At 28.8% G+C, this 12,816-nt stretch carries 14 protein-coding genes; 10 read left to right on the top strand and 4 right to left on the bottom strand.

The genetic code is table 11. The features are described from left to right. Positions 1-6: 6 nt before the first annotated feature. The gene (locus MPF13_RS13125) at positions 7-348 is read right to left on the bottom strand and encodes a DUF2853 family protein (RefSeq protein WP_249983216.1); all 342 of its coding nucleotides are present in this window, start codon (positions 346-348) and stop codon (positions 7-9) included. 243 nt (positions 349-591) lie between these two features. On the opposite strand from MPF13_RS13125, the gene dnaK reads away from it, so the two are divergent. From dnaK to MPF13_RS13175, 10 genes are all read left to right on the top strand, one after another. Beyond that, entirely contained in the window at positions 592-2,496 is a 1,905-nt protein-coding gene (dnaK, locus tag MPF13_RS13130) for a molecular chaperone DnaK (RefSeq protein WP_249983217.1), read from the top strand. A 75-nt stretch (positions 2,497-2,571) separates the two neighbouring features. Beyond that, positions 2,572-3,096, top strand: coding sequence for a hypothetical protein (locus tag MPF13_RS13135; protein WP_249983218.1), 525 nt, complete (start codon positions 2,572-2,574; stop codon positions 3,094-3,096). Between the two features lie 68 nt (positions 3,097-3,164). After that, complete coding sequence (locus MPF13_RS13140; RefSeq protein ID WP_249983219.1) at positions 3,165-4,460, top strand: NAD(P)/FAD-dependent oxidoreductase; 1,296 nt, start codon at positions 3,165-3,167, stop codon at positions 4,458-4,460. Then, positions 4,461-4,769, top strand: coding sequence for a hypothetical protein (locus tag MPF13_RS13145; protein ID WP_249983220.1), 309 nt, complete (start codon positions 4,461-4,463; stop codon positions 4,767-4,769). It begins immediately after the preceding gene. Positions 4,770-5,120: 351 nt separating this feature from the next. Continuing rightward, a complete protein-coding gene (locus MPF13_RS13150; protein ID WP_249983221.1) occupies positions 5,121-6,038 on the top strand; it encodes an AraC family transcriptional regulator in 918 nt (305 codons plus the stop codon). Between the two features lie 10 nt (positions 6,039-6,048). Beyond that, positions 6,049-6,678, top strand: coding sequence for a GyrI-like domain-containing protein (locus tag MPF13_RS13155; RefSeq protein ID WP_249983222.1), 630 nt, complete (start codon positions 6,049-6,051; stop codon positions 6,676-6,678). A 102-nt stretch (positions 6,679-6,780) separates the two neighbouring features. Further along, on the top strand, positions 6,781-8,937 hold the full coding sequence (locus MPF13_RS13160) for a TonB-dependent receptor (RefSeq protein ID WP_249983223.1): 2,157 nt from the start codon (positions 6,781-6,783) through the stop codon (positions 8,935-8,937). Between the two features lie 97 nt (positions 8,938-9,034). After that, positions 9,035-9,451 carry a DUF2141 domain-containing protein gene (locus MPF13_RS13165; RefSeq protein WP_249983224.1) on the top strand — a complete coding sequence of 139 codons (417 nt, stop codon included), beginning with the start codon at positions 9,035-9,037 and terminating at the stop codon, positions 9,449-9,451. 1 nt (position 9,452) lies between these two features. Next, entirely contained in the window at positions 9,453-10,070 is a 618-nt protein-coding gene (locus MPF13_RS13170; protein ID WP_249983225.1) for a DUF2306 domain-containing protein, read from the top strand. 13 nt (positions 10,071-10,083) lie between these two features. After that, positions 10,084-10,707, top strand: a complete 624-nt coding sequence (locus MPF13_RS13175) for a hypothetical protein (protein WP_249983226.1) — start codon at positions 10,084-10,086, stop codon at positions 10,705-10,707. Between the two features lie 57 nt (positions 10,708-10,764). On the opposite strand, the gene MPF13_RS13180 is transcribed toward MPF13_RS13175, so the two are convergent. The 3 genes from MPF13_RS13180 to MPF13_RS13190 form a co-directional block, all read right to left on the bottom strand. Then, entirely contained in the window at positions 10,765-11,295 is a 531-nt protein-coding gene (locus tag MPF13_RS13180) for a 3-hydroxyanthranilate 3,4-dioxygenase (protein ID WP_249983227.1), read from the bottom strand. Between the two features lie 161 nt (positions 11,296-11,456). Continuing rightward, on the bottom strand, positions 11,457-11,672 hold the full coding sequence (locus MPF13_RS13185) for a DUF6500 family protein (protein WP_249983228.1): 216 nt from the start codon (positions 11,670-11,672) through the stop codon (positions 11,457-11,459). 5 nt (positions 11,673-11,677) lie between these two features. Further along, positions 11,678-12,814, bottom strand: a complete 1,137-nt coding sequence (locus MPF13_RS13190) for an FAD-dependent monooxygenase (RefSeq protein ID WP_249983229.1) — start codon at positions 12,812-12,814, stop codon at positions 11,678-11,680. Positions 12,815-12,816: the final 2 nt, after the last annotated feature.

The raw sequence follows: 12,816 nt of genomic DNA on the forward strand, positions 1-12,816 counted from the left end.
TATGATTTAGAATCCGTAAACAGCTTCTTTATCAAATTTCTTCATTAACATATAGTAAACTACAGCTCTGTATTTTTTTCTTTCAGATTTTCCAATTCTTTCCATCACTTCTTCAATACCTGCATCTAACTCAGCACTATCTTCTAAACCTAATTTCTTAATTAAAAAGTTATTTTTAACTGTAGCTAATTCTTTAGCATCAGAACCAGAAACAGTTTCTGCATCCGCTTTATAAATAGATGGTCCTAAACCTTTAGTAACTGCAGCTAATAATTCTGTGTTAGAACGTAGATTTCTATCGTCCATAAATTGTTTGTACAAAGCAACTTTTTCGTCAAATTTACTCATGATTTTGTTTTTTGTGTATTAAGTTTTTTTTTATTCTTATTGAATTATCCAAATATAAGAAAATTAAAATATTTTTCAAATATTCTTTCTGTTCAATACATTAGATACATTTTGTGTCATAATGTCACATCATTTTTAAAACTTTTTTAAAAAAACTGACATTTTCAAGTCAAAAAGCAGTTGGCACACACTTTGACTAATAGAAAAATGTAAAATTGAATTAAAAAAACTAATATAAATATTATGAGTAAAATTATTGGAATCGATTTAGGTACAACAAACTCTTGTGTTTCTGTAATGGAAGGTAATGAGCCAGTTGTAATTCCTAATGCTGAAGGAAAAAGAACTACACCATCTATTGTTGCCTTTGTTGAAGGAGGAGAACGTAAAATTGGTGACCCAGCAAAAAGACAAGCTGTAACAAACCCAACAAAAACTATTTATTCTATTAAACGTTTTATGGGTAACAAATTTTCTGAATCTACTTTAGAAACTAAAAGAGTACCTTATAAAGTAGTAAAAGGAGATAATGATACACCAAGAGTAGATATTGATGGTCGTTTATATACGCCACAAGAAATTTCTGCAATGGTATTACAGAAAATGAAAAAAACTGCTGAAGATTATTTAGGAACTGATGTTTCTGAAGCAGTAATTACTGTACCTGCTTATTTTAACGATGCTCAAAGACAAGCAACTAAAGAAGCTGGTGAAATTGCAGGTTTAGCTGTAAAAAGAATTATAAATGAGCCTACTGCTGCTGCATTAGCTTATGGTTTAGACAAATCTAATGATGATAAAAAAATCGTTGTTTTTGATTTTGGAGGTGGAACACATGATGTTTCTATTTTAGAATTAGGAGATGGTGTTTTTGAAGTATTAGCTACTGATGGTGATACTCATTTAGGTGGAGATGATGTTGATGAAAAAATTATTAACTGGTTAGCAGAAGAATTTATCGCTGATGAAAACATGGATTTAAGAAAAGATCCTATGGCTTTACAACGTTTAAAAGAAGCTGCTGAAAAAGCTAAGATTGAATTATCTTCTTCTGCACAAACAGAAATAAACTTACCATATGTTACTGCTACTGCTAGTGGACCAAAACACTTAGTAAGAACTTTATCTCGTTCTAAATTTGAGCAATTAATTGACGATTTAGTAAAAAGAACAATAGAGCCTTGTCAAACTGCATTAAGAAATGCTGATTTATCAATTGATGAAATAGATGAGATTGTTTTAGTTGGTGGTTCTACAAGAATACCTGCTGTACAAGAAGCTGTTCAAAAATTCTTTGGAAAAGCACCAAGTAAAGGTGTTAATCCTGATGAAGTTGTTGCTTTAGGAGCTGCAATTCAAGGTGGAGTTTTATCTGGAGATGTTAAAGATGTATTATTATTAGATGTTACACCTTTATCTTTAGGTATTGAAACTATGGGGAATGTTTTCACAAAATTAATTGATGCAAACACAACTATTCCTACAAAAAAATCGCAAGTATTCTCTACTGCTGTAGACAATCAACCATCTGTAGAAATTCACGTTTTACAAGGTGAAAGAGCAATGGCTGCTGATAATAATACAATTGGTCGTTTTCACTTAGATGGATTACCACCAGCACAAAGAGGTGTACCTCAAATTGAAGTAACTTTTGATATTGATGCAAATGGTATTATTAAAGTTTCTGCTTTAGATAAAGGAACAAACAAGTCTCATGAAATTAGAATTGAAGCTTCTTCTGGTTTATCTGAAGAAGAAATCGAAAAAATGAGACAAGATGCAGAAGCAAATGCTGATGCTGATAAAGCTGCTAAAGAAACTGCAGAAAAAGTAAATGGAGCTGACTCTATGATCTTTCAAACAGAAAAGCAATTAAAAGAATTTGGAGACAAATTATCTGATGATAAAAAAGGACCTATTGAAGCTGCTTTAGTAGAATTAAAAGCTGCTCATGAATCTAAAGACTTAGCACAAATTGATGCTGCTATGGAAAAGATTAATGAAGCATGGAAAGTTGCCTCTGAAGAAATGTACGCTGCTGAACAAGCTGCAGGTGGTGCAAATGCTGGAGCTCAACAAGGACAACCAGAAGCTGGTGCTGACCAAGGAGACAATGTAGAAGATGTTGACTTTGAAGAAGTAAAATAATTTTTATAATTATTTATTATAAACAAAAACGCAATCATTAATTTGGTTGCGTTTTTTAATTCAATCTATTTTCTTTTGAAAACTTATAATAAAACCAATTTCTTTAAACACACTTTTTGTGAATTTACACAAATAGATGGGTATAATTTTCCAGAAAACACAAATTATAAAAGTAAATCTGAAAGCATGTATTTTTATACGGATGAAGGTGTTTATAGAAAATCGAATCATTGGGGAAGAGTTGCCAATTGCAGATGGAAATTAATTTCTAACAACCATTACAAAAACCAACAAATAGTTATTGGCTATGCAAAATGGAACGATTTTTATCCTATCAATTCAACTGAAAAAAACTTTTTTATTGAAGTAAATTTTGAAGAAAAAACAGCAAAAATTAAACCTATAAAAGAAAAAAAATCAAAATATTTATTTTCATTTTCTGAAGCTCAAAAAAGAATTAAGCAAATAACTCATTTATTTAAAGATGATAAATGGGCAAGTTATTTTAATGAAGAAATTGAAAGTTTAAGAATGAATATTATTTCTCAATTTATCAATACTGAAAAATCATTACAAGAAATAAAAAGAAGTTTCAAATAACAAATCACTTGATTTCAGTAAATTTGTTTTTCGTAAAAACTAACAATCCAAAAGTCAAAAAAAATTATATGAACATTCCACAAACTAGTTTTCCAAGAGTAGTAATTATTGGTGGAGGCTTTGCAGGTTTAGCAGCTGCAAAAGGATTGGAAGAACAAGAATTACAAGTTGTTTTAATAGACAAGCATAATTACCACACTTTTCAACCTTTATTATACCAAGTTGCAACTGGTGGTTTAGAGCCAGATTCTATCGCATTTCCATTAAGAAAACGTTTTAACGATGTTGAGAATTTTTATTTTAGATTGGCAGATGTAGAAAAAATAAATGCTGATAAGAAAACGATACAAACATCTATTGGTGATTTAGAATACGATGAATTAATTATTGCAACAGGTTCTACAACCAACTTTTTTGGAAATACAAACATCCAAAAACTAGCTATGGAAATGAAGTCTGTACCTCAATCATTAAACATTAGAAGTTTAATTTTAGAAAATTTTGAAGAAGCTTTATTAACATCAAACTTAGAAGAACGTAAAGCGTTAATGAACTTTGTAATTGTTGGAGGAGGACCAACTGGTGTAGAATTGGCAGGTGCTTTGGCAGAAATGAAAAAAGGGATTTTACCAAAAGATTATCCTGATTTAGATATTCGTCAAATGCAAATAAACTTAATTCAAAGTTCTGATTGTTTACTTAAAGGAATGAGTGCAAAAGCCTCTGAAAAAGCTGAAGATTTTTTAATAAAATTAGGTGTAAACGTTTGGAAAAACTTGCGTGTTTTAGATTATGATGGAAAAACTGTAACCACTAATGGTGAAGATAATTTTAATGCTGAAACCGTTATTTGGGCTGCAGGTGTTAAAGGGAAAACTATAGATGGTTTAGATACTGAATGTGTTATTGAAAGAGCAGAAAGAATAAAAGTTGATGCATATAATCAGGTATTAAATCATTCTAATATATATGCAATTGGAGATGTAGCTTGTATGAAATCTGAAGAAAACCCTTATGGACACCCAATGATGGCACAACCTGCCATTCAACAAGGAAAATTGGTTGCAAAAAATATATTAGCAAAACTCAGTAACAAAAAGCTAACTCCTTTCGTTTATAATGACAAAGGTTCTATGGCTACAATTGGTAGAAATAAAGCAGTTGTAGATTTACCAAAATGGAAATTTCAAGGTGTTTTTGCATGGTTTGTTTGGATGTTTGTTCATCTTTTTTCTTTAATTGGTTTTAGAAACAGAGCTATTGTTTTTCTAAATTGGGTGTATAATTATATTCGTTTTGATAGAGAAACACGTTTAATAATTCGTCCTTATAAAAATAAAAACAGCTTTAGTTTTAGAAAATAAATGGCAGTAAAAAAAATCATTAAATGTTCTAATTGCGGTGTTTTTAATACTGATAATGATTACTGTAGCAATTGCAATACTTTAATTTCTCATCAAAAGAAAAGAGAATTAAAAGAAAAAGCCATTAAACAAGCTCAAGTTGAAGAAGCTATACATAAAATAGAAAACCCCAATTTAGCTGAACGTTTAAAAAAACATCCTTTTATAGTTTATAAAATTATAGGTTGGATTTTATATTCTGCAATTATGGTTGTTAGTGCAATTGGTGCTGGTTTAGCGTGGTTTATAGCAATGGTAGCAGCAGGGTAACATGAAAAAACATCTTTTATATTATTTCCTTTTCTCTTTAATTACAGGTTCTTTTATTTATTTCTCATCATTTTTAAACATTCAGTTACCCAGAATTTTACGTCATTATGCAAATGATTTTTTAATCATTCCTATTGTTTTATACATCTGTTTACAAGTTTTAAAATGGAGCAAAAACAATAAAAATTATACATTAAGTTTACCCATTATTCTCTATCTATGTTTTCTGTATAGTCTATTATTTGAATTTATTTTTCCAAAATATTTAGCAAGATATACCAAAGACTTTATAGATATATTTTTATACTTTGCAAGTGGATTTTTATTCTTCTATTTACAAAAACTTAAAAAATGATTCCTTCTAAAATTGCAAAAGAAAACATTGCTCGTTTAAACACTGCAATAACTTTTATTGAAGGAAATTTATCAGAAAAATTATCATTAGAAATTATTGCTGAAAAAGCTCATTTTTCTCCATTTCATTTTCATAGATTATTCAAATTGGTAATAGGCGAAACAGTTCATAATTTTATCAATAGAAAAAGAATAGAAAAATCGGCTGCTTATTTATTACATCAAAAAGAAAAAAATATTACTCAAATTGCAGAAGCTGTAGGTTTTAATAATTTGTCTGCATTTTCAAAATCGTTTAAGAAATTTTACGGAATTTCACCCAACAAATTCAAAGAAGAAAGTCCAGATAAATATAGCAAGATTAGCAAAACAGAAAGCAAGATTGGAAAAGTAAGTGTAACTTTTGAGCAATATATTTGCAATGTAAATGACGCTTTAAATTGGTTAAAAATGAAAACAAATCCAGAAATTAAAAAAACACCAAGGTTAGATTTAGCCTACATTGCACATAAAGGAAAAATAGAAGCCATTGGTAGTATTTATAATAAATTGGTAAAATGGGCTACTCCAAAAGGTTTGATTAATGAGCAAACAAGAATGGTAACTATTTATCATGACAGTCCTAAAATTACAGACCCAAATAATTTAAGAATGAGTGCTTGTATTGTTCTAAATGACCCTATTGATCTTGATGGAGAAGTAAATTTAAGAATTTTAAGTCCTACAAAATGTATTGTTTCTAGATTAGAAATTGCTCCTTATGAGTTTCAACAAGCATGGGAATCTTCATTTGCTTTTATGATTGAAAATGGATATAAAAAATCGGAAGTTGATCCTTTTGAAATCTATTATAACAATGCAGCAGAACATCCAGAAAATAAGTTTATTGTAGATTTATGTATTCCAATATTATAAATTATTTCTGATGAAACACGAGTGGAGAAAAAAAGAAAAACAACTTTACATTCCTAAAGTTAAACCAGAACTAATAACAATTCCTGAATTCAATTTTTTGACAATTTCTGGTAAAGGAAATCCAAACAATCCTGAATTCGCAGATTATATTGGTGCTTTATATCCTATTTGTTATGGAATAAAAATGGGATTGAAAAAAAATCCTGTTTTAGAAAATTATTACGATTATACTGTGTACCCTTTAGAAGGTGTTTGGGATATTAGTGATGAAGCAAAAAAGAACTATACAGAAAACACAAAACTAAATAAAGATGATTTGATTTTTACATTAATGATTCGTCAACCCAATTTTGTAACCAAAGAATACGTTTTAGAAGCTATAGAAAAAGTAAGACTAAAGAAACCAAACCCGTTATTTGATAAAGTTAAGTTCGAAAAAGTTACTGAAGGAAATTGTGTGCAAATGCTACATATTGGTTCTTATGACAATGAACCTGTCTCTTTTAAAATTATGGAAGAATTCACCAAAAACCAAGGATTAGAAAGGGTTTCTAAAGTTCACAGAGAAATTTATTTATCAGATTTTAGAAAAGTAGCGCCAGAAAAATTAAAAACAGTTTTGCGTTTTAACGTTCAATAAATCTATTTTACAATTCATCATTTAAAAATTACAACTCGGTATTTGTTTTTATTTTAATAACAAATAGCACCACATCTTTGTATCATCAAAAAACCAATACTGATGAAACGAATACTATTTATATTATTTGCAATTTGCCAATTTTCATTAATTGCACAAACTACAATTTCTGGTAAAGTAACCGATTCTAAAAACAATCCTATAAACGGAGCCAATGTTTATTTAGATGGAACTTATGATGGAACTTCAACCAATGACCAAGGAGAATTTTCTTTTTCAACTTCAGAAAAAGGAAAACAAACTTTAGTAATATCATTTATTTCTTTTGAAACTTATATTAAAACTGCTGAAGTAACATCACTTAAAAATTTAAAAGTAAAACTTAGAGATGATGTAAATTCTTTAGATGCAGTTGTAATAAACGCTGGTACTTTTGAAGCAGGAGAGAAAGCAAAAGTTACTGTTTTAAAACCTTTAGATGTTGTAACAACTGCAAGTGCTTTAGGCGATTTTGTTGGCGCTTTACAAACCTTACCAGGTACTACAACTGTAGCAGAAGATGGACGCTTATTTGTAAGAGGTGGTGAAGCAGAAGAAACACAAATTTTTATAGACGGAGTAAGAGTTTTTACGCCCTTTACACCCTCTACAAACAACATACCATCAAGAGGTAGATATTCTCCATTTTTATTTAAAGGAATTTCATTTTCTACTGGTGGTTATTCTGCAGAATATGGTCAAGCTCTTTCTAGTGTTTTATTATTAAATACAATAGACAAACCTGTACAAGAAAAAACAGATTTATCTTTTATGACTGTTGGTTTAGGTGTTGGAAATACACAAATTTGGGATAAAAACTCATTTAGCATCAATACATCTTATATAAATCTAGCCCCTTATTTAGAAGCTTTTCCAGATAGAAATTCTTGGAACAAACCTTTTCAAACTTTAAATGGTGAAATGGTTTTTAGGCACGAATTTAAAGACGAATCTTTACTTAAATTGTATGGAGCATACAGTTATACAGATTTTGATGTAGTACAAGAAGATATTAATTACGAAGATGGTTTTAGATTTGCAATGCAAAATAGAAACTTATATTTTAACGCTTCTTACAAAAATAAATTTGGGAATAACTGGAAATATGAAACAGGAATTAGCTTTACAAATGACAATTCTGATTTAAAGATTTTTGACGACAAAATAAATAGTAATCAGAATTCTGCTCATATTAAATTCAAATTGAAAAAACGTTTTTCTGATAGATTTAAATTAAATTTTGGTTCAGAATATTTTATTAGTGATTTTAATGAAAGTTACACACCTATAAATGCAAATAAATTTGATTACGGATTTAACAATAATATATTCGCTTCATTTTTAGAAACTGATATTTTCTTTTCTAAAAACTTAGCTGCAAAAGTTGGAGTAAGAGCAGAAAATACTAGCTTATTAGATGAATTTACATTATCTCCAAGAGCTTCGATTTCATATAAATCTGGAAAAAACTCTCAATTTTCTTTTGCTTATGGTCAGTTTTATCAAAACCCAAAAAGTGATTATTTAAAGTTTAATACAGATTTTAAATCAGAAAATACATCGCATTTAATTGCAAACTATCAAACAACAAAACCTGGTCAAATATTTAGAATTGAAGCCTATTATAAAGATTACAAAGACTTGGTAAAATTTGATGATAATTTACCAACTTTTAATAGCACTTTTAATAATAACGGAAGTGGATATGCAAAAGGGTTAGACGTTTTTTGGAGGCAAAATGGTAAAATTAAAAACACAGATTACTGGGTATCTTACTCATTTTTAGACACTAAAAGAGATTACAGAAACTATACAACCTCAGCAACACCAAACTTTGCAGCAAAACACAATATCTCACTAGTTAGTAAACATTGGATAGAAAAATGGAAAAGTCAAGTTGGTTTTAGTTACAGTTTTGCTTCTGGTAGAAATTATACCAACCCAAATGAACCTGGTTTTTTAAACAACAAAACAAAAAATTACAACTCTGTTAGTTTAAATTGGGCATATTTAATAGATCAACAAAAAATATTGTACTTTTCTGTAAATAACGCTTTAGGCACTAAAAACGTGTTCGGTTATAATTACAAAAACACTCCAGATATGAATGGAAATTTTGATAGACAAGCAATTGTACCAAGTGCAGATAGTTTCTTCTTTGTAGGGTTTTTCTGGACATTGAGTGATGATAAAAAATCAAATCAATTAGATAATTTATAAAAAAATACAACTCAGAATCTAAAATCAACAATTCAGTAAGGTTCTTATTAATTTCTGAAATAAACATCAGATATTTGAATCATCAAAAACAAAAATTATGAAAAATTTATTTTTAATAGCAGCATTTATTTTTAGTGGTTTGGTTACAACTGCCCAAGAAAAACATACAGTTACTTTAAAGTTTCAAGGCATGAATTCTGATAAAGGAAACTTATATGTAGCAGTTTATAACAAAGAAGATAGTTTTTTAAAAAAACCAATTAAAGGTACTATTGTAAAAGTTGAGAATAAAAAAGCAACTGTAACTTTAAAAGATATACCAGAAGGTATTTATGCAGTTTCTGCTTTTCATGATACTAATGACAATAAAAAAATGGATACTAACTTTTTAGGAATTCCAAAAGAACCAACAGGTATGTCTAATGATGCAACTGGTTTTATGGGACCTCCAAAATTTAAAGATGCTAAATTTAAAGTTACTAAAGATTTAACATTAATTATAAACGTAAAATAAAATGATCTTAAAAAAAGCATCCTATTATTTATTAGCAATCTGTGGAGTTTTAATAGGCTTATACCCTATAATATATTTCATAGTTCCTAATAGACAATTTGGTTTATTAGCTAGTAAATCTGCAGAACTTTTAAGTAGCACTTTATGGAATACAATGTTCTATACACATATAGTTTTAGGAGGAATAGCTTTACTAATAGGATGGTTACAATTCAATAAAAAACTAAGATTAAAAAACATAAATCTTCATAAAAAAGTTGGAAAAACATATGTTATTGCTGTTTTATTAAGTGCTTTGTCTGGTTTATACATTGGCTACTTTGCAACTGGAGGTATAATTGCAAAATCGGGTTTTATGACAATGGCTTTAGCTTGGTTTTTAACAACATTTTTTGCTTTTACAACTATAAAAAAGGGAAACATTATACAACATCAAAAATTAATGATTTATAGTTATGCCATTTGTTTTGCTGCTGTAACTTTAAGAATTTATTTACCAATCTTAACACCTATTATGGGAGGTTTTTTACCAGCATACAAACTAATATCATGGTTATGTTGGGTGCCAAATATTGTTGTAGCATACATTATTATTAAATATCAAATTAAAACAACTTAAACACATTTACATCATGAAAAAAATTATTTTTATTATCGCAATTTTCATTGCGACAGGGATTTCTGCGCAAACAAAATACCAAAAAGGAATGCAAAAAGCATTTGATTTATGGGGTCAAGGAAAAATGGCTGAATCTTCTCAATTATTTGAAAGAATTTCTAAAGCAGAACCAAAAGAATGGTTACCTCCTTTTTATGCAGCTACCATAGAAATTATGGGGAGTTTTGGAATTAAAGATGAAGCTGTATTAACTGCTAAATTAAACAAAGCACAAGCATTTTTAGATTTGGCAAAATCAAACTCAGAAAACAATCCAGAAATTATTATTACGCAAGCTTTTTTAAACTTAGGTTATATTGCTTTTGATGGTCAAAAATACGGAATGACATTAGGTGGAGTTAATACGCAATTATATGCAAAAGCTTTACAAATAGCACCATACAACCCAAGAGTAATTTTAGGAAATGCTGAATGGAATATGGGTTCTGCTAAATTTTTTGGTAAATCTACAAAACCTTATTGTGCAGAAATTGAACGTGCCATAGAGTTAAGTAAAACAGAAAAAATAGATATTGAATTTTATCCTAAATTTTTGTTACAAAGAGCTCAAGGAGTTTTAAAACAATGCCAAGGTTAATAATTAACAAACAGTTTCAGTTTCTAGTTAAATTCTACTAAAAACTGATACTGTAAACTATTTTATTTTCTCTGGAGCTTCCATTACAGTTCCACATTTGTTACAAGTACATTTTTCTTTGTCAGAGTAAAACTTATCAAAAATTATTGGTAAATCTACTTCAATATTCTCTAACTTAAACTTCTTTTTGTACAACATATTTCCACAATTTTCACAATACCAAGACAAAGCATCTTTCATCTTCTTTTTACGAGGATATTCTATAACCAAACCAACTGTATTAGCTTTTCTTTGAGGAGAATGTGGCACTTTTGCTGGTAGTAAATAAATATCTCCTTCATTAATTTCTACATCAACAGGTTTGCCATTATCGTCAATAATTTTTAAAACCATATCACCTTCAACCTGATAGAAAAACTCAGGCGTTTCATTGTAATGATAATCTTTTCTGTTATTTGGCCCACCAACAACCATTACAATATACTCTCCATTATCCCACACACACTTATTACCAACTGGTGGTTTTAATAAATGTCTATGTTCATCAATCCACTTTTTAAAATTTAAAGGCTGTACTAATTTACTCATGCTATTTTTTTTTGGGCGTTCCCTAAAGGTCGGGCTTTTCACTATATCTTTTTTTCTTGTTCTCGATACAAAATTGTTCATTCTTCACAAATTCACTCAAACAAACAAAAAAGGATGTCGTTTCAATCCCTAACGCAAAATCCGTTATAAATTTAAACTTTTTATTCTTTTAAAATCATTTTCTTAATCTTAACAGCTTTCTCAAAATGATCTAATTTGTGTGTTTCAATCCACCATGTTGCAACCTCCATTAACAAACTAGGATTATCATTTTTATTTTTAAAAAAAGCATAAAAAGACAAACCAACACTGTCTCCTTTTTTGGCGATTTTTTCGTCACAAACTGCAATTATTTTTTCTTTTATTTCTTTATTCATCTATATTATTTTTCAAGCGTATATAATGCAATCATTTTTTTATTAATTATACTTTTAGGTATAATTTTTATCATAAAGTTTCTAAAACCTCTACCATATTTCCAATGTGCCATTTTACCTGTAGTCCAAGATTGATTTACAACCATATCTACTTTTTGTTGTCTTTGTTTCTGAAACAATTTAAACACATTTTCTTTTGGATTACTGGCAATTAAATTACTTAAAAAATGAGCATCTTCTATAGCTTGTGCACCTCCTTGTCCCATATTTGGTGTTGTAGCATGACCTGCATCACCAATTAAACAAACATTATTTTTATGCCATTTTTTTAAGGGATTTAAATCGTAAATATCATTTCTAATAATATTATTTTCATCTGTAGAAACTATTAAATTTGTAACTAAAGAATGATATTTAGCAAACATTTTTAACAACTTTTCTTTTACCAAACCTGGTTTATCTTTACCATTTGCTTCAGAAAGAGTTACTGCAAACCAATAAACTTTATCATTAGATATTTTTGAAATTCCAAAACGAGTTGTATTTCCCCAAAGTTCAAAACCATGATGTAAATATTTTTTAGCTAAAGAAAAAGTTGTAACACCTCTCCAACAAGTCTGTCCAGAATATCTTTTACTACTTTCTGGAAATAACTGTTTTCTAACTTTAGAGTTTATTCCGTCTGCAGCTATTAAAAAATCGGTTTCAGTTTTGGTTGCATCATCAAAGGTAATTTCTATTTTTTTTGATGTCAATTCTTTAAAAGATTGAAAACCTTTATTTAAAAATACTTTTTCTTTAGGAATTTTAGAAAACAATATTTTTTGCAATGCAGCTCTATGAATAGATATTGTACTATAGCCAAAAATATCTTTTACAAAATCTTGATTACTTTCTGAAATAGGAGATAAATCTGATTTTCCAATTGTTATTTTATGAATACTATTCCCACTTTCAGAAACTTCTTTTAAAACATCTAAGTTTTCTAATACTTGTAAGGCATTTGGCGCTAACCAAATACCTGCTCCTACTTCATTTAAAGTAGCAGCTTTTTCAAAAATTTGATAAGGAATTCCTTTCTTTTCAAAAGCCAAAGCTGTAGTTAGACCTCCAATTCCTGCCCCAATAATTGTATACGTCATTC

The sequence above is a fragment of the Polaribacter sp. Z022 genome (genome assembly GCF_023555495.1).
In the GTDB taxonomy this organism is placed as follows: Bacteria; Bacteroidota; Bacteroidia; order Flavobacteriales; family Flavobacteriaceae; genus Polaribacter.

What these genes read in the sequence shown, in the direction of transcription:
- MPF13_RS13125 (WP_249983216.1), bottom strand. Translation starts at nt 348, where the DNA reads ATGAGTAAATTTGACGAAAAAGTTGCTTTGTACAAACAATTTATGGAC.
- dnaK (WP_249983217.1), top strand. Translation starts at nt 592, where the DNA reads ATGAGTAAAATTATTGGAATCGATTTAGGTACAACAAACTCTTGTGTT.
- MPF13_RS13140 (WP_249983219.1), top strand. Translation starts at nt 3,165, where the DNA reads ATGAACATTCCACAAACTAGTTTTCCAAGAGTAGTAATTATTGGTGGA.
- MPF13_RS13145 (WP_249983220.1), top strand. Translation starts at nt 4,461, where the DNA reads ATGGCAGTAAAAAAAATCATTAAATGTTCTAATTGCGGTGTTTTTAAT.
- MPF13_RS13150 (WP_249983221.1), top strand. Translation starts at nt 5,121, where the DNA reads ATGATTCCTTCTAAAATTGCAAAAGAAAACATTGCTCGTTTAAACACT.
- MPF13_RS13155 (WP_249983222.1), top strand. Translation starts at nt 6,049, where the DNA reads ATGAAACACGAGTGGAGAAAAAAAGAAAAACAACTTTACATTCCTAAA.
- MPF13_RS13160 (WP_249983223.1), top strand. Translation starts at nt 6,781, where the DNA reads ATGAAACGAATACTATTTATATTATTTGCAATTTGCCAATTTTCATTA.
- MPF13_RS13165 (WP_249983224.1), top strand. Translation starts at nt 9,035, where the DNA reads ATGAAAAATTTATTTTTAATAGCAGCATTTATTTTTAGTGGTTTGGTT.
- MPF13_RS13170 (WP_249983225.1), top strand. Translation starts at nt 9,453, where the DNA reads ATGATCTTAAAAAAAGCATCCTATTATTTATTAGCAATCTGTGGAGTT.
- MPF13_RS13175 (WP_249983226.1), top strand. Translation starts at nt 10,084, where the DNA reads ATGAAAAAAATTATTTTTATTATCGCAATTTTCATTGCGACAGGGATT.
- MPF13_RS13180 (WP_249983227.1), bottom strand. Translation starts at nt 11,295, where the DNA reads ATGAGTAAATTAGTACAGCCTTTAAATTTTAAAAAGTGGATTGATGAA.
- MPF13_RS13185 (WP_249983228.1), bottom strand. Translation starts at nt 11,672, where the DNA reads ATGAATAAAGAAATAAAAGAAAAAATAATTGCAGTTTGTGACGAAAAA.
- MPF13_RS13190 (WP_249983229.1), bottom strand. Translation starts at nt 12,814, where the DNA reads ATGACGTATACAATTATTGGGGCAGGAATTGGAGGTCTAACTACAGCT.